The sequence below is a fragment of the Cohnella sp. 56 genome, assembly GCF_037963805.1.
GTDB lineage: Bacteria > Bacillota > Bacilli > Paenibacillales > Paenibacillaceae > Cohnella.
Window position 1 is genome coordinate 131,230 of sequence record NZ_JAZDQE010000013.1, and the last position, 15,463, is coordinate 146,692.

A 15,463-nucleotide genomic window follows, 5' to 3' on the forward strand; every position below is an offset into this window, starting at 1 on the left:
GCAGCATGCGCAGCCGCCAAGCTGTGCCCGGATCGCCTGGGCTAAACCCGGGTTCGCCGGGGCTGCCTCGATCCTTTGGCGCTTCGCCGGTCGCGCCCTGGCGGCATAGCGCCTCGCCGCTGCATAAAGCTTGCGGGCTTTGGACATTCTCCCTCTAGGAGGTATCATCCAATGCCTGCAAGCTTTTTTATGAGATTCGCGACAGCGCTGCTCGTCGCAAGCGTCTGTCTGCCGGCTGCAGCAAGTCCGGCAGAAGCGGGGGCCGGCGCCGAGCCCGAGCCGCCCGCTCAGACGACTGTCACCGTGTTGGCGACCGGCTATACGGCCGGCGTCGAGTCGACCGGCAAGCGCCCGGGGCATCCGCAATACGGCGTCACCTTCTCGGGCGTCAAGGTCAGGCGCAGCAACGTATCGACCATTGCGGCGGATACGCGCGTTTTTCCGCTCGGCACATTGTTGTACATCCCGGGCTACGGCTATGGGTGCGTAGCCGACACGGGCTCTAGAATTAAGGGCCGGCGCATCGACCTGTACTTCCCGTCCACGCGCCAAGTGTACAAGGAGTGGGGCAAGAAGCAGGTCGCGGTAAAAGTGATCCGGCGCGGCGACGGCAAGGTGACGGAAACGATGCTGGACGCCATGAATGAGGTCGTGGTTGCGGGGCAGGACTTGTCCGACAAAAAATTCGGCTCGTAGTATATTTAGTATATTATGATCGAATTTCGTGTGTTAAAATAGGGAGGATGTGGATCATGAGGCCCAAGGAGTGACATTCAGGCATGACCGACTCCCGCGCATATGACGGATATCAGGAGCGACCCGCAATCGAGGATGAACTGCTGAGCGAGCTGTACCGCGAGATGCTGCGGGTGGCGCGCCACAGGCTTCATCACAAGAGCGACGCTATCGATGTAGTCCAGGAAGCCTGGGTGAGAATCTTGGAGAAGCGGGACACGCTTCGGGAGAACGGCAAGATCATCCCTTGGGCGAAGACGATCGCAGCCAACCTGGCGTTGAATGCGAACAGGGCAAGACGTGTCAAGCCGGTATGCGAGCTATGCGAAGCATCGGTGGCCGAGCAAGGGACTGCCAGGCTGAACGAGCCGGAGATCGTCGCAGAGCTGTCGGACATATTGGGGAGACTGGAGCCGGCGACCCGGACGCTGCTCCTTTACAAGTTTTATTACGGCTTCAAGGACGACGAGATCGCTGCGGCGCTGCGCGTCCCCGTAGGAACCGTGAAGGCCCGGATTCATCGCGGCAAGGCAAGGTTGAAGGCGGAGACGGGCGGTAACGGCGCGTTGGATTTATAGCGATTATGCATACATGCGAGAGGAACCGTCAGGTTCCTCTTTTATTTTTCCCGAACGGCGATTATAATGTTAGGAAATATTACATTTTGTCGATTGAACGGAGAAGAAGTCGATGTCGACGAGGGGGATGCGAACGTGGCTGCACTGGGGCGATGGATGAAAAAGCGTAATGGCCGCACTGAATTCGCTCAAATGGCGGATGTTGCATCGCACGAGCAGGAGGCGGCGGGCCTTCGGGAGCGGGAGCGGCTGCGTACGATGGTCGGCGAAGCGGTCGTCATCTCGGATCGTCTGCAGGCGGCGGTCGATGAGGTGGACGCGAGCGCAAGCCGGCTTGAGGCGGTTGCGGACCAATCCGCCGTGCAGGAGAAGCGGCTGAGGCAGCATAGCAGAGCGGCGACGGACAAGCTGAACGAGTCGTTCTCCGCCCTGCAGGAAGTGGCGGCGGCATCCGAACAAATACATGCGACCTCCGCGGAGATGGGCAGACAGAGCAAACAGGCGAAGGCTGTCGTCGTCGACGTGTGCAGATCGTTGCAGCAGACGGACGATGTGATGAACGAGCTGGCCGTGAACCACGGTACGATGGAGGCCAGAGTGAGCGGTCTGATCGCCCAAGCCTCCAGGATCACACAGATGAACGAGCTGATTCAGGAGATCGTCTCGCAGACGTCGCTGCTGGCGCTGAATGCGGCGATCGAAGCTGCGCACGCCGGGGAATTCGGCACCGGATTTACCGTCGTCGCCCGGGAGATTCGCAAGCTCGCCGAGCAGAGCGGGGCGGCGGTCAAGCAGTCTGCGGGCATCGTCTCGGACATTGAAGCCGGCATTCGGCAGGTCGTCGCTTCGGTTGCCGAGGAGAAGCGATCGGTCGTGCGGGGGCTTGCGGAGGTGAAGGTAACCCGGGAGCGGATGGATGTCATCTTCAATCATATGGTGCAGGTGGACGGGCAGGTCGAGGCGACATTGTCCGCAGCGGCCGAACAAGCGGACAGAACGGCCTCGACGAACGATATGCTGCGGGAGGTCGTCGAATCCGTCCGGCTGATGATGGACAGCATCGACGATACGCTTGCGCAGAGCCTGAAGCAGCGGGAGGAGACGGCGAAGCTGGGGCGGGTGTCGCTTGGCCTGAAGGGCGCCGCGGACGAATTGATCGGCGCCGTTCAGCAGGCGGGAGGTCAGGTCTGGTCGGAGACGGGGATTGCGGAGACGGAGCGCTGGACGCAATTTCTATCCGCCCTGGCGTCCGATCCGGCGCTGGTCAGTCTGGACGAGGGCATCCATCGCCGCGTACTGACGAGCTGGCTGGCCCAGACTGCGGGGTTGGAGGCGATCTGGTCCAATCGAGCCGACGGTTCGTTCATTTTTTCCGAGCCGGTCGCAGGACTGCTCAACGCAAGAAGCCGGGACTGGTGGAAAAAAGCGATGGAGGGCGAAATTTTCGTCTCCGAGGTTTATTTGTCGGCGATTACGAAAAAACCGTGCGTGACGGTATCTATGCCATTGCAAACGTCGGATGGACGGCGAATTGGAGTGATTGGCATCGACATTGCGATTAATTCACAAAATAGCTGACATAAGTGTTTTCAAATTAGCGACAATTCAGTACAATCGGCTTATATGTGTGATGAATATTCACAAGAATAGACAGGTGATATTTCATGGCAAAGCCGATCGTACAGGTGCCGGCGCTTGCGGTGCCGACCAAGCAAGCGGCGGAGGTGCATTCGTTGCTGGATACGCTTATTGAGAAGCGCCGGGAAGAAGTGGCGGAGATCGAACAGATGGTTGCGCGCTATGAGCGCCGCATCCAGATGCAAGAGCAGGCCTACCGCGCCATGTCGCCGCTGCGCAAAATGCTGACGGGAAAGAAGCCCGATCATCACGCTGCCGTCGAATACATCCACTACGTCAAGAAGCCCCTCGAAAAAGCCAGACGGCTGCGGGAGGAAATCGCAAGCTACGAGGCGATGAAGCTGAACGGCGAGCAACTTTGATGATCGTTAGCGCAACAGAAGCTTCGCTGTCCCTTAAGGATAGCGAAGCTTCTTTTTGACATGGCATTGACATGGCAGTTTTTCTTCCCGGAAATCTCGCTTCAGCTTCATGGCGCGGCGCTGCCCTGCGCTTTTTGCGAGGTTGTTTTTAGTTGTCGGCAGTGGCAGGCGGCGCTGAGTGGCCTCGTGGACTAGCTGTGTATCGCGCGGTGAGTGGCGGCTACTCTCTCTTCAGGCGTTCGATATCGAGGAAGTCGTGCTCCTGGCTGTAGGCGGGGACGCCGTGGATGCCCACGTCGAGTCCGACGAGCTCCTCGTCGCGGGACACGCGCACGGGCCGCCAGGCGTTGATCAGCTTCAGAGCGCCCCAGGTCAGTGCGAAGCCCCAGACCGCGACGACGGCGAGTCCAAGCGCCTGCACGCCGAGCAGGCGCCAGCCGCCGCCGTAGAACAAGCCTGCGCTCGCGGACAGGTGGGGCGCGGCGAACAGGCCGACGGCCAGCGTGCCGAGGCTGCCGCATATGCCGTGCACCGCGAAGGCGCCTACGGGATCGTCTACGCGGCGGCGCTCCAGCCATTCGGTCGCCACTACCATGGCGACGCCGCAGAACGCGCCGATGAAGATTGCTGCGACGTCGGTGACGAAGGCGCAGCCTGCGGTGATGCCGACGAGGCCCGCGAGCGCGCCGTTAATGACGGTAGGCGGGTCCGCTTTTTGATAGCGCAGCATCGTGAACAGGATGCAGGCGGCGCAGCCGGCGGCGGACGCGAGCATCGTCGTCACGGCGATGTGGCCGATGTTCGGATTCGTCGCGCTGAGCGTGCTGCCCGAGTTGAAGCCGAACCAGCCGAACCATAGGATGAATGCGCCTACGGAAGCCAGCGGCAAGTTGGAGGGAGGGACGATATGAGTGCGGCCGTCTTCGCCGAACCTGCCGATTCGCGGTCCGAGGAACATGGCGGCGGCGAGCGCGGCGAAGCCGCCGAGTGCATGGATGGCGGCCGACCCGGCGAAGTCGATCATGCCGAGCTTGGCAAGCCAGCCGCCCGCCGACCAGATCCAGTGCCCGGATATCGGGTAGATCAGCCCGGTCATGACAATTGTATAGACGATATAAGCACGGAAATGAATGCGTTCGGCTACGGCGCCCGATACGATCGAGATGACGGCGATGACGAACGCGCATTGGAACAGCCAGAACGTATCGGTGGATATGTTCAGCTTCAGATGGGAGAGATCGCCCTTCATCCAGAAGCCGGACGAGCCGATCAGGCCGCCAGTGTCCTTGCCGTACATCAGCGCAAAGCCGACGGCGTAAAAAAGCAGCGCGCCGAAGGAGATGTCCACAAATACCTTCATAATAATGCTGACTGCGTTTTTTTGCCGGACGAAGCCCGCTTCAAGCAAAGCGAATCCGCCCTCCATGAGCAAGATCATGGCGGCCGTCAATACGACCCAGATCGTATCGACGCCGCTGGACAGCGCCTCCAACGTCATGCTTTTTCCCCCAGAACGGTTCGGATTTGTCGTTTTCAACCTAAAATATAAAAATACGACCCAAATTATATAGTGTTAAGTTACATATGTCAACGTACGATGTTATTATAAATGACATCTCCATCGAGCGTCCCAAATGACGCTCGGTCTCGGGACTGAGGCAAGTTCATTCCCGCGCCGCTATGGAACTAAGCGCGCTTTCTTTTATAATGTAATCAGCAGAACAATCAGCGTTCATAAAACGGAGGAACTCCTATGCAGCAGTCCGTGCTTCATCGTATATTCTGGGGATTTATCCTGGTCGGCGGCGGCATCATCTTTCTATTGAATCAGAGCGGTGTCATTCAGGTCGACATCGGTTATCTTTTCTCGACTTTCTGGCCGCTCTTTATGATTCTGTTCGGCATACAGGGCATGCTGCTTCAGCGTCGCCAAGGCTTCGGCTGGAATGCGATCGTCGTGATGCTGGGGCTTTTTTTCCTGGGGCGCAATCTGGGGTGGGTCGGCTGGGAACTCGGCGATCTGATCCGGTTCGCGGTTCCGGCGATCTTGATCGTGGCGGGGCTCAACATGGTGTTCAGGGGCAGCGGCTGCGGCCGACCCAAGAAGCGATGGAGAGACAACGAGAGCGGCTGGAATGCGGTGACGCCTCCGCCCGCGCCCGAACATTACGATACGCCGCCTCCGCCTCCACCCCCGCCGCAGCCGTACGACAGCCCGACCGCGTTTGCGGATGATGCCGCTTCGACGGCCGCGGACCAATCCGGCGAAGCCCGCCCGGGCGAGGCGACTCATGCGGATCGGGCGAACGGTCCTGAGCGCGGCTGGGATCCCGCCGGCAATGCCGATTGGCGCATGGAGCGCCGTCAGGAGCGCTGGGAGCGGATGCAGGAGAGAATGCAGGAGCGTATGGAGCGGCATCACGCGCGGCATGCAGAACGGCATCATGCGCGGCATGCAGAACGGCATGCGGAGCGGCATGCAAGACGGGGATACGACGTCGGCCGCGATTCCGGCGGCGATGCCGAGCGCATGTGGAAGAGCTATCACAGGCCGCCGGGCCATACGATGCGCGGGCCGCGGGTGGACCATAGCCGGTTTATCGGCGACGTGCACATCGGCCAGGAGATGTGGGAGCTTCAGCCGATGAGCATCTCTCATTTTATCGGCGATACGACGATCGACCTGACGCGCGCACAGATTCCGGTCGGAGAGACGCGCATCTACGTATCGGCGTTTATCGGGGATGTGAAGGCTTATGTGCCGGGCGATCACAGCGTAGGCATCAGGGTCGTATCGAGCTGCCTGATCGGCGACGTCAAGATTCTCGAGCAGAAGCGCGGCGGGCTGTTCAATCAGATGTCCGCCGAGACGCCGGGATTCCACGATGCCGACAAACAGGTCGTGCTGATCGTCAGCTGCTTCATCGGCGACGTGCGCGTGACGAAGGTAGGTTGACCGATGCCCAAGCTGCTTCGCAACACAAAGTGGGAATGGGTGTTCTACGCGGCGCTGTCGAGCGGCATTATACTGGCGATCATCTACGGCTGGTGGAGACCGCATATTGAAGCGCTGCCTTCCGGAGAGATCATCTACAAGCTCGTGCCGCTGCTGATCGTCGTGCGGGTCGTCACCGCGTATTTCCGCGGGCGCAAGTACCAGGGGCGGATCGAAGCGCTGCAGGAGGCGCTCAAGCAGTCTGCAGCCGGCAACTGGGAGGCCAGACTCCCGGAGGAGCGGTCCGACGCCTTCGCGGGCGCGTACCGGGAGTTCAACCGACTGCAGCAAGGGCTCGCAGAACGGCTCCGCCTGCTCCAGCAGCTCGGCGAGAAGGAAGTGCTGGGCAAGGCGGCCACCGTCGAGGAAGCGGTGCTGGAGGAGCGCCGCAGGCTCGCCAGGGATCTGCACGATACGGTGAGCCAGCAGCTGTTCGCAATCCATATGAGCGCATCCGCGCTCCCGGCGCTGGTGGACAAAAATCCGGAGCATGCCGGGCGCGTCATGCAGCAGCTCATCGAGATGTCCAAGGCCGCGCAGCGACAGATGCGCGGCCTGATCGCGCAGCTGCGGCCGCTCGAGCTCCAGGGCCGGACGCTGCCGGAGGCGCTGGATCGCTGGTTCCCGGATTATTGCCGCCAGAACGGCATGCAGGGGACGCTCGATGTTCGCGTGTCGGCCTCGCTGCCCGCCGCGATGGAGCACCAGCTGTTCCTCATCATTCAGGAAGCGATGGCCAATGTGATGAAGCATTCGGGCGCCGACGAGGTGAGGCTCGTGCTGGGAGAGACCGATACTCAGGTGCTGCTGTCGATCGACGACGACGGCGAGGGGTTCAGCGCGGAGCAGGTCAAGGCCGGTTCATACGGCCTGTCGACGATGCGCGAGCGCGCGATCCAGCTCGGCGGCGATGTGGAGATCGCGAGCAAGCCGGGCGCGGGGACGCGGATCAAGGTCGGATTGCCCAAGTTCGTGCAGGCGCAAGTTATCGATGGAGACGGAAGGAGTTCTAATCAATGAGCGATATGAATGCAACGAGGAGTGCCTGGGGCGTATTGATCGTGGACGATCACGAGATGGTGAGGGCGGGCATTCGGACCTATCTGATGCTGGACGACAGATTCGAGGTCATCGGGGAGGCTTCCGGCGGGCAGGATGCGATCGACAAGCTCGATGCGGACGCCTTCGGCGGCCGGGTGCCGCAGCTTGTGCTGATGGATCTGATGATGCCCGGCATGGACGGCGTGGAGTCCACCAGGGCGATGCTGGCCAAGTATCCCAACATGCGGATCGTCATCCTGACCAGCTTTCTGGAGGACGACAAGATCGTGGCGGCGATCGAGGCGGGCGCCGTGAGCTACGTCCTGAAGACAGTGTCGGCGGACGAGCTGGTGTATGCGATGCAGGGTGCGCTCAGGGGCATGCCGGTCATGAGCGGCGAGGTCTCCCAGGCGCTCACCAGGGGGCTCAGACGGCGTACGGCGCAGGACGAGGACGAAGGGCTGACCGAGCGCGAGCGCGAGGTGCTGCTGCTCATTGCCGAAGGCCGATCGAACAAGGAAATCGGGGACGAGCTGCATATCAGCATCAAGACGGTAAAAACCCATGTCAGCAATCTGCTCATGAAGTGCGAGCTGGAGGATCGGACGCAGCTGGCGATTTATGCGCATCGCAAAGGCTGGGTCAACGCTTAGGGCGCGGGCTTAGGCTGCGGGCGGCAGGTGTATCGGAGGAGAGGCGGAACGTTTAGACGCCGGGCCGGACGGGCATTCTATGGCTAAAAAGGCGGAATTCTCATGCAAAAGCTGTCATCCGGCCTCGCTTCGCTGCAGGTCGCTTATATTCAGGCGCAGGAAGGGCTGGACGAATTGGGCTTCAACCTGGGCGGTAACTGGGACTACAGGACGGGCTCGCTCGACCGCGCGCTCGACCGGGAACATAAAGTATGGCTGAGGCTGCCTTTCGAGGTCGAGCGCGGCGAGCTCGATGCCGAAGCGGAAAAGACGGATGCCGTCATTCGCTTCGGCCAGCCTTATGTATTGAAGCATGTATACGAGGAAGGGCTGGACCAGGACGCGCAGCCCCGCACGCTGGGCGGCTTTTTCGACCAATTCGCGGCGCCTTCGGACCCGGACGCCGAGATCGAGGACGCCTGGATCCGCGAGGCGGAGCGCGTCTTGGCGGAGGCGGAGCAGCGCTTCATACAGTAATCGACGACGACGCCGCTCGCGATAGCGGCGTTTCTCATTTTTTGACTTTTTAGTTTTGATTCAGTTCGCTTTAAGATTGTTTTAAGGTAAGTAGGCGAATATGTAATCAAGAACAACAACCGCACGGCGCGCGGGCGCAGCGGTCACATGGGAGGAATCGGACATGGACGATCAGAACAAAAAGCCGGAAGACAATCTCTTCGGGTTCAGATATGGCAGCGACAACGAATCCGGCAAGGAAGCCAAAGCCGAAAAGGGACCGGAATTCCGCTATTCGGAAGGCTCGGACTATCGCGAGGATGCTTCGTTCGGGGAAACGGAATCTCCGGATGCAGGCTATGTGTCTCCGCGAGGAGAGACGCGCTTTACTTACGGCCCCTTCGGCTCGGATAGCGAGCGGGGCGCCGGATACGGCTCGGCCTACGACAGTGCGGATGCGCAGCGTCCCGCCGCGCCGGCGGTCCAGCCGTCGGATCGGGAATACAGGCCGTTCACCGTCTCCGGCGGCGGCAAGAACTGGGAAGCCTCCAAGCCGCCGCGCCGCTCGTCGGTGCGCTCGATATTCGCTTCGTTCATGGCGGGGGTCGTCGTCGTCGGCGGTCTGATGTTCGCGGCGGATCGCGGCGACTGGTTCAGCTCGAAGGCGGCCGTACCGGCTTCGTCCTCGATTGCGTCCGCCAGCGACAATGGCGGCGCCAAGACGGTCGCCAACATCACGGATACGGTTCGGCCGAACAACATCGCCAAAATTTTCGAGCAGGCCAGCCCGGCTGTCGTGAAGATCGAAACCTTCGTGCAGGCTTCCCGCAGCAGCGGCGGCGGCTCCGGTAACAGCTGGTTCGACGACAACCCGCTTTTCCGCCAGTTTTTCGGCGATGAATACGGCGGCGGCAGCGACGGCGGCAACAACGGCAACAACGGCAACGGCGGCAGCGGGGACGGCAGCGGCTCGCTTCAGGAGGCCGGCATGGGTTCGGGCTTTATTTTCGACTCCACGGGCTACATTCTGACCAACCAGCACGTCATCGCGGACGCCGATCAGATCAAGGTGACCGTCACGGGCCACCAGGAGCCCTACATCGCGAAGCTGCTCGGTTCCAGCCACGATCTGGATCTGGCCGTACTGAAGATCGAAGGCACCGGCTTCCCGACGCTCAAGCTCGGCGACTCCGGCGCGATGAACATGGGCGACTGGGTTGTGGCGATCGGCAATCCGTACGGCTTCGACCATACGGTTACCGTCGGCGTACTGAGCTCCAACGAACGCGAGATCAGCATCCAGGATTCGGACGGCACGCGCAATTACGAGCATCTGCTGCAGACGGACGCTTCGATTAACCCCGGCAACTCCGGCGGTCCGCTCATCAACCTGAACGGAGAGGTGATCGGCATCAATACGGCCGTCAGCTCGCAGGCGCAGGGCATCGGCTTCGCGATCCCGACGAGCACGATTACCGAGGTGCTGGACAATCTGAAGAACAACACCAAGATTCCGGCGAAGCCGTCTCCGTTCATCGGCGCGACGCTGCAGGATATCAGCAGCTCGGCTGCCCGCCAGCTCGGCCTTGACAGCACCGACGGCTCGCTGGTCAACAGCATCCTTTACAACTCTCCTGCCTACAAGGCGGACCTCCGCCAGTACGACGTCATCCTGGGCATGGATGGCAAGACGTACAAGGCCAAGGAGGAGCTGATCGCAGCCATTCAGAAAAAAGCCGTCGGCGACAAGGCGATTCTGAACGTCTACCGCGACGGCAAGAAGATCGATCTGACGCTGACGATCGGCAACAAGAGCGATTTCGACGATCAGTCGCAGCAACAGCAACGGAGGCAGCAATAACGCAAGCAAGCTTTTCTGCTACAATAAAAGCAATCGGGGGCAGTCGCTTGCGGCTGCCCCATTCTTTATAGACGGAGGCCGCCCATGAGACCGCATATACTCGTTATCGACGACGACGACAAGATTACTTCCCTGCTCAGACGCAGTCTGGCATTCGAAGGTTATGAAGTATCCACCGCCTCGAGCGGACCGGCGGGGCTCGGCATCGTCGCGGACAAATCCGCCGACCTGGTCATCCTCGACGTGATGATGCCCGGCATTGACGGCTGGGAAGTATGCCGGAGGCTGCGGACGGCGGGCGTGAACGTGCCTGTGCTGATGCTGACGGCCAAGGACGACGTGCAGGACCGGGTGAAGGGGCTGGACCTGGGAGCCGACGACTATCTGGTGAAGCCGTTCGCGCTCGAGGAGCTGATGGCCCGCGTCCGCGCGCTCATGCGCCGCCGTCCCGAGCCGGCGGGAGAGAACAACCGGCTGCGCTTCGATGATCTGGTGCTCGACGTCGACGGCCGCGAGGCGATCCGGGGCGATCACCGCATCGAGCTGACCGCCAAGGAGTTCGACCTGCTGCACCTGTTCATGCAAAATCCGAAGCGCGTCCTCTCCCGCGACCAGATTATGGACAAGATCTGGGGCTACGACTACAGCGGCGAGTCCAATGTGCTCGAGGTGTACGTGGCGATGCTGCGGCAGAAGCTGGAGGAGTACGGGGACAAGCGCCTCATCCAGACGGTGCGGGGAGCGGGCTACGTCCTGAAGGGAGACAGCTAGGCCATGTCCATCAGGCTGCGTCTGACGCTGTGGTATTCCGGGCTGCTGGCCGCTGTGCTCGCTATTTTTTGCATTTTAATTTACATTATCGTTTACCAGAATACGGTTGGCGGGGTCAAAAGCCGTCTGATAACCGAAGCGGAAAAAATCCGAATTACGCCTACTGTCGATTGGTCCGGAGATTATGATCTGAACGCACGTTCGATGTTCGCTTTCGATGCGACGATAGGCATTCAGGTCGTCAGTTTTCTCCAGACCAAAGAGGGAAGCGTCAGCAAATCGGGGAATCTGGCCGCTTCCAATATAACGTTCCCCTACCCGGCATACGAAAAAGTGGCGGAAGGGTACCGGCAAGTATCGATTGGCGGCAATCCTTTTATCATCTACAACAAGCCCTATATTCTTAACGGACAGCTTGTAGGGCTGCTGCAGGTAGGCGCATATACGGACAAGGAGAGCGGGTTCCTCTCCCAGATCAGATTCGTCCTCTGGATCGCCGGTCTCGCGAGCCTCGCCCTCGCCTTTGTCATCGGCCTATTCCTCGCGCGCAAGGCGCTGCGCCCGATCGAGAAGGTGACGGAGGCAGCCGAGTTGGTGCAGAGCGGATCGGATCTGAAGCTGCGGATTCCCGGCGAGAGCCAGGACGAGATCGGCCGGCTCACGCGTACGCTCAACCATATGCTGGAGCGGGTGGAGCGGGCCTACAATGTGCTCGAGGAGTCGAATACGGCGCAGCGGAGGTTCGTGTCCGACGCTTCCCATGAACTTCGGACGCCGCTGACGACGATTCGGGGCAATGTGGACTTGTTGGAGAAAGTATGGACGGAAACGACTGCGGGAGAAGCGGCGGACGAGCGCGGCACAGCAGTTGCGAAGCCGCGGCTGTCGCTGGCGGAGCGCGAGGCGCTGTCGCGCGAAGCGCTGCACGATATCTCCGACGAAGCGCGGCGCATGAGCCGGCTCGTCAACGATCTGCTGTCGCTCGCCCGCGCGGATGCGGGCTACGTCGTGGACAAGGAGCCGATCGAGCTGCTCCCGCTCGTCGAGGAGGCGGCGCGCCGGGCAGCATTCCTGCCGCGCAACGCGCAGTGGATCGTAGGCTCTCTGGACAAGCTCGCCGGGATTCGCGTCGTAGGGAATCGCGACTACTTGATGCAGCTGTTGTTCATCCTAATCGAGAACGGCTTCAAGTACACGCCGGCCGGCGAAGTGCGGCTGGAGGCGCTCCGGCAGGGCGATCGTGTCGGCCTGTCCGTCGCCGATACGGGCATCGGCATCGCCAAGGCGGATATGCCGCGCATCTTCGACCGGTTCTACCGCGCCGACGAATCCCGAGGCCAGACGGCGGGCACCGGGCTGGGCTTGTCGATCGCCAAGTGGATCGCCGATATGCACCGCGCCGCGCTGGACGTTCAATCGAGTCCCGAGGGCGGCAGCCGCTTTACAGTTTGGCTGCCCGCCGACTTTTCTGAACGGCCGGATTACGGTATAATGGAAGCATCGGTGCGCCCGGCCGTTCCCGGAGCGGAGCGAAGCTGACAGGTACGGGCGAGAAAGCAGGTTGCAAAAAATGGAGATCGTTAAAATTTCCCCTCGCGGATATTGCTACGGCGTGGTGGATGCCATGGTGCTTGCCCTTCAGACGGCACGCAACCTGGATCTGCCGCGCCCCATTTATATTTTAGGGATGATCGTGCATAACAGCCATGTGACCGAGTCGTTCAAGGACGAGGGCATCATTACGCTCGACGGCGCGAATAGGCTTGAGATTCTCGAGAGCGTCGAATCCGGCACCGTTATTTTTACGGCGCACGGCGTATCTCCCGAGGTTCGGCGGCGGGCCAGGGAAAAGGGGCTGACCATCGTGGACGCCACCTGTCCGGATGTCACCAAAACGCATGATTTGATTCGGGAGAAGGTGGCGGACAGCTACGACATCATCTACATCGGCAAAAAAGGGCACCCCGAGCCGGAGGGGGCCATCGGCATTGCGCCGGAGCACGTGCATCTGATCGAAAACGATTCGGATATTGCGGAACTTCGGCTCACGAACGACCGTATTATAATTACGAATCAGACGACGATGTCGCAGTGGGATATCCGGCATCTCATCTCGAAGCTGCTCGAGACTTTTCCCCGGGCGGAGGTTCACAACGAGATCTGCCTGGCGACGCAGGTGCGGCAGGAAGCGGTCGCCGAGCAGGCGAAGAACGCGCAGTTGTGCATCGTCGTGGGCGATCCGCGCAGCAACAACTCCAATCGTCTGGCACAGGTGTCCGAGGAGATCTCCGGCGTGAAGGCGTATCGCGTGTCGGACGTCACGGAGATCAAGCGGGAGTGGCTCCAGGGTATCGATCGCGTGGCCGTCACATCGGGCGCTTCGACGCCGACGCCGCTGACGAAGGAAGTTATTCAATATTTGGAACGATACGATCATCACGATCCGGATACATGGGAGATCCGCCGGACCGTCAATATGAGCAAGCTGCTTCCGACGGTTAGAGAGAAATCGACCATTTGAGCCTATCCGGCTGGAGTGGCGCCGCTGGTTGCAAGAAGGGAGCGCCATGCAACAACGTCTTCGCAAGTTCGTCCGATACTTGAAGCTGCAGTACGTCAAGCTGCTCCGCGCCAAGGGCGGAGCCTACTCCATCGCGATGGGGTTCGCGATCGGGCTGTTCGTCGAGATGTTCAATCTTCCGACCTACGGCACTTCGTTCGTACTCATCTTTCCGTTAATTTACCTGCTGCGGGGCAATCTGCCTTCGGCACTGGTGGGGTTCGTATTCGGCAAGCTGATCTACCCGCTGATGTTTATGTTGAACAAGATGATGGCCGACCTCGTGTTGCCGGCGCATTTTTCGATTCGTTTTTCTTTTTTGCCCGAGAAGATCAATCACTTCCTGCTGTTTAATCTCAAGATGATCGTAGGAGGGATGATCGACGGCTTGCTGCTCGGCATCTTGTTTTTCTTTCCGATCTGGTACAGCGTGCAGGTGTTCAAGCGCAAGCGCAAGGAGAAGCGGCGTGCGCGCAAGATCGTCATCGAGGCGAGCAAGCCTGCGATCGAATGACCGTCTGACGACAATAGCCCCGGGGCATTGACACCCGGGGTGTTTTCGTCTATATTTACTTTAGCGCTTAAAAGCGTATAAGCGTCGAAGCGTATACGCGCGAAAGTGATGGGCGAATGAACTGAAATTATAAATCCGAATCCGGGAGCGTGTCCTATGATCGTCATTACATCTCCGCATATCTCCGAAGAACGCATTCTGGAGATTGCCGAATATATTCAGAAGAGCGGCGTCCAGCCTCATATCTCGCGCGGTACGGACCGCACCGTCATCGGCATCATCGGCAAGGCCGAGCCGACGCTCGCGGAGCATATCCGCTCGATGCACGGCGTCGAGAACGTCATCAAGATCTCCAAGTCCTACAAGCTGGCGAGCCGCGACTTCCATCCGGACGATACGATCATCGATATCAAGGGCGTCAAGATTGGCGGCGACAACTTGGTCGTCATGGGCGGCCCGTGCGCGGTCGAGACGCCGGAGCAGATCGACGAGATCGCCCGTCTGGTCAAGGCGGCCGGCGGTCAGGTGCTGCGCGGCGGCGCGTTCAAGCCGCGGACCGGCCCGTACAGCTTCCAGGGCATCGGCGTGGACGGGCTGAAGTGGATGAAGGAGGCGGGGGAGAAATACGGCCTGCTCACCATCACGGAGGTCATGGCGCCGGAATTCGTCGACATCTGCGCGGAGTATGCGGACATTATGCAGGTCGGCACGCGCAACATGCAAAACTTCGATCTGCTCCGCAAGCTCGGCACGATCAAAAATCCGGTGCTGCTGAAGCGCGGATTCAGCGCCACGTACGACGAGTGGCTCAATGCGGCGGAATACATCCTCGCGGGTGGTAATCCGAATGTCATGCTGTGCGAGCGCGGCATCCGGACCTTCGAGACGTACACGCGCAACACGTTCGACCTGGCCGCAATTCCGGTCATCCAGCAGCTGTCGCATCTGCCTGTCATCGCCGATCCGAGCCATGCGACGGGCCGCCGCGAGCTGGTGGAGACGATGACCAAGGCTTCCGTCGCAGCAGGCGCGAACGGCCTCATCATCGAGATGCATACGGACCCGGACAACTCGGCGACGGGCGACGGCGTGCAGTCGCTGTTCCCGGACCAGTTCGCCAAGCTGCTCAAGGAGCTCGAACAGCTCGCGCCGCTGCTGGGCAAGCGCTTCGACACCGCCAAGGACCCGGCCGATGCCTTCGCAACCTGGCAGAAATAAACGATAATCTCAAGCACGCAGAACCGCCAGCATTCGGGGCGG

The 15,463-nt window shown here is 60.5% G+C and carries 15 protein-coding genes; 14 read left to right on the forward strand and 1 reads right to left on the reverse strand.

Going from position 1 to position 15,463, the window contains the following annotated elements:
* The first annotated feature begins 171 nt into the window (after window positions 1–171).
* From VQ071_RS21285 to VQ071_RS21300, 4 genes are all read left to right on the forward strand, one after another.
* A complete protein-coding gene (locus VQ071_RS21285; protein ID WP_340516253.1) occupies window positions 172–696 on the forward strand; it encodes a 3D domain-containing protein in 525 nt (174 codons plus the stop codon).
* An 83-nt stretch (window positions 697–779) separates the two neighbouring features.
* A complete protein-coding gene (locus tag VQ071_RS21290; protein WP_340516254.1) occupies window positions 780–1,313 on the forward strand; it encodes an RNA polymerase sigma factor in 534 nt (177 codons plus the stop codon).
* A gap of 156 nt (window positions 1,314–1,469) precedes the next feature.
* Window positions 1,470–2,891, forward strand: a complete 1,422-nt coding sequence (locus VQ071_RS21295; RefSeq protein ID WP_340516255.1) for a methyl-accepting chemotaxis protein — start codon at window positions 1,470–1,472, stop codon at window positions 2,889–2,891.
* A gap of 86 nt (window positions 2,892–2,977) precedes the next feature.
* Window positions 2,978–3,313 carry a hypothetical protein gene (locus VQ071_RS21300; RefSeq protein ID WP_340516256.1) on the forward strand — a complete coding sequence of 112 codons (336 nt, stop codon included), beginning with the start codon at window positions 2,978–2,980 and terminating at the stop codon, window positions 3,311–3,313.
* Window positions 3,314–3,533: 220 nt separating this feature from the next.
* On the opposite strand, the gene VQ071_RS21305 is transcribed toward VQ071_RS21300, so the two are convergent.
* On the reverse strand, window positions 3,534–4,811 hold the full coding sequence (locus VQ071_RS21305; protein WP_340516257.1) for an ammonium transporter: 1,278 nt from the start codon (window positions 4,809–4,811) through the stop codon (window positions 3,534–3,536).
* 255 nt (window positions 4,812–5,066) lie between these two features.
* On the opposite strand from VQ071_RS21305, the gene liaF reads away from it, so the two are divergent.
* The 10 genes from liaF (at window position 5,067) to aroF (ending at window position 15,421) form a co-directional block, all read left to right on the forward strand.
* Window positions 5,067–6,269 carry a cell wall-active antibiotics response protein LiaF gene (liaF, locus tag VQ071_RS21310; RefSeq protein WP_340516258.1) on the forward strand — a complete coding sequence of 401 codons (1,203 nt, stop codon included), beginning with the start codon at window positions 5,067–5,069 and terminating at the stop codon, window positions 6,267–6,269.
* 3 nt (window positions 6,270–6,272) lie between these two features.
* The gene (locus VQ071_RS21315) at window positions 6,273–7,328 is read left to right on the forward strand and encodes a sensor histidine kinase (protein WP_340516259.1); all 1,056 of its coding nucleotides are present in this window, start codon (window positions 6,273–6,275) and stop codon (window positions 7,326–7,328) included.
* On the forward strand, window positions 7,325–8,002 hold the full coding sequence (locus tag VQ071_RS21320) for a response regulator (protein WP_445293323.1): 678 nt from the start codon (window positions 7,325–7,327) through the stop codon (window positions 8,000–8,002). Before VQ071_RS21315 ends, VQ071_RS21320 begins: the two co-directional genes overlap by 4 nt.
* Before the next feature lie 102 nt (window positions 8,003–8,104).
* Window positions 8,105–8,518, forward strand: a complete 414-nt coding sequence (locus VQ071_RS21325) for a YugN family protein (RefSeq protein ID WP_340516260.1) — start codon at window positions 8,105–8,107, stop codon at window positions 8,516–8,518.
* Between the two features lie 163 nt (window positions 8,519–8,681).
* Window positions 8,682–10,358: a S1C family serine protease gene (locus VQ071_RS21330; protein WP_340516261.1), complete on the forward strand. Its 1,677-nt coding sequence runs from the start codon at window positions 8,682–8,684 to the stop codon at window positions 10,356–10,358.
* An 84-nt stretch (window positions 10,359–10,442) separates the two neighbouring features.
* Window positions 10,443–11,129: a response regulator transcription factor gene (locus tag VQ071_RS21335; protein WP_340516262.1), complete on the forward strand. Its 687-nt coding sequence runs from the start codon at window positions 10,443–10,445 to the stop codon at window positions 11,127–11,129.
* Between the two features lie 3 nt (window positions 11,130–11,132).
* Window positions 11,133–12,668: a sensor histidine kinase gene (locus VQ071_RS21340; protein WP_340516263.1), complete on the forward strand. Its 1,536-nt coding sequence runs from the start codon at window positions 11,133–11,135 to the stop codon at window positions 12,666–12,668.
* Window positions 12,669–12,699: 31 nt separating this feature from the next.
* On the forward strand, window positions 12,700–13,650 hold the full coding sequence (locus VQ071_RS21345; protein ID WP_340516264.1) for a 4-hydroxy-3-methylbut-2-enyl diphosphate reductase: 951 nt from the start codon (window positions 12,700–12,702) through the stop codon (window positions 13,648–13,650).
* 46 nt (window positions 13,651–13,696) lie between these two features.
* On the forward strand, window positions 13,697–14,203 hold the full coding sequence (locus VQ071_RS21350; RefSeq protein ID WP_340516265.1) for a DUF2062 domain-containing protein: 507 nt from the start codon (window positions 13,697–13,699) through the stop codon (window positions 14,201–14,203).
* Window positions 14,204–14,359: 156 nt separating this feature from the next.
* Complete coding sequence (gene aroF / locus VQ071_RS21355) at window positions 14,360–15,421, forward strand: 3-deoxy-7-phosphoheptulonate synthase (protein ID WP_340516266.1); 1,062 nt, start codon at window positions 14,360–14,362, stop codon at window positions 15,419–15,421.
* Window positions 15,422–15,463 lie beyond the last annotated feature (42 nt).

What these genes read in the sequence shown, in the direction of transcription:
- VQ071_RS21290 (WP_340516254.1), top strand. Translation starts at nt 780, where the DNA reads ATGACCGACTCCCGCGCATATGACGGATATCAGGAGCGACCCGCAATC.
- aroF (WP_340516266.1), top strand. Translation starts at nt 14,360, where the DNA reads ATGATCGTCATTACATCTCCGCATATCTCCGAAGAACGCATTCTGGAG.
- VQ071_RS21305 (WP_340516257.1), bottom strand. Translation starts at nt 4,811, where the DNA reads ATGACGTTGGAGGCGCTGTCCAGCGGCGTCGATACGATCTGGGTCGTA.
- VQ071_RS21335 (WP_340516262.1), top strand. Translation starts at nt 10,443, where the DNA reads ATGAGACCGCATATACTCGTTATCGACGACGACGACAAGATTACTTCC.
- VQ071_RS21325 (WP_340516260.1), top strand. Translation starts at nt 8,105, where the DNA reads ATGCAAAAGCTGTCATCCGGCCTCGCTTCGCTGCAGGTCGCTTATATT.
- VQ071_RS21300 (WP_340516256.1), top strand. Translation starts at nt 2,978, where the DNA reads ATGGCAAAGCCGATCGTACAGGTGCCGGCGCTTGCGGTGCCGACCAAG.
- VQ071_RS21315 (WP_340516259.1), top strand. Translation starts at nt 6,273, where the DNA reads ATGCCCAAGCTGCTTCGCAACACAAAGTGGGAATGGGTGTTCTACGCG.
- VQ071_RS21330 (WP_340516261.1), top strand. Translation starts at nt 8,682, where the DNA reads ATGGACGATCAGAACAAAAAGCCGGAAGACAATCTCTTCGGGTTCAGA.
- VQ071_RS21350 (WP_340516265.1), top strand. Translation starts at nt 13,697, where the DNA reads ATGCAACAACGTCTTCGCAAGTTCGTCCGATACTTGAAGCTGCAGTAC.
- VQ071_RS21285 (WP_340516253.1), top strand. Translation starts at nt 172, where the DNA reads ATGCCTGCAAGCTTTTTTATGAGATTCGCGACAGCGCTGCTCGTCGCA.
- VQ071_RS21345 (WP_340516264.1), top strand. Translation starts at nt 12,700, where the DNA reads ATGGAGATCGTTAAAATTTCCCCTCGCGGATATTGCTACGGCGTGGTG.
- VQ071_RS21340 (WP_340516263.1), top strand. Translation starts at nt 11,133, where the DNA reads ATGTCCATCAGGCTGCGTCTGACGCTGTGGTATTCCGGGCTGCTGGCC.
- VQ071_RS21320 (WP_445293323.1), top strand. Translation starts at nt 7,325, where the DNA reads ATGAGCGATATGAATGCAACGAGGAGTGCCTGGGGCGTATTGATCGTG.
- VQ071_RS21295 (WP_340516255.1), top strand. Translation starts at nt 1,470, where the DNA reads ATGAAAAAGCGTAATGGCCGCACTGAATTCGCTCAAATGGCGGATGTT.
- liaF (WP_340516258.1), top strand. Translation starts at nt 5,067, where the DNA reads ATGCAGCAGTCCGTGCTTCATCGTATATTCTGGGGATTTATCCTGGTC.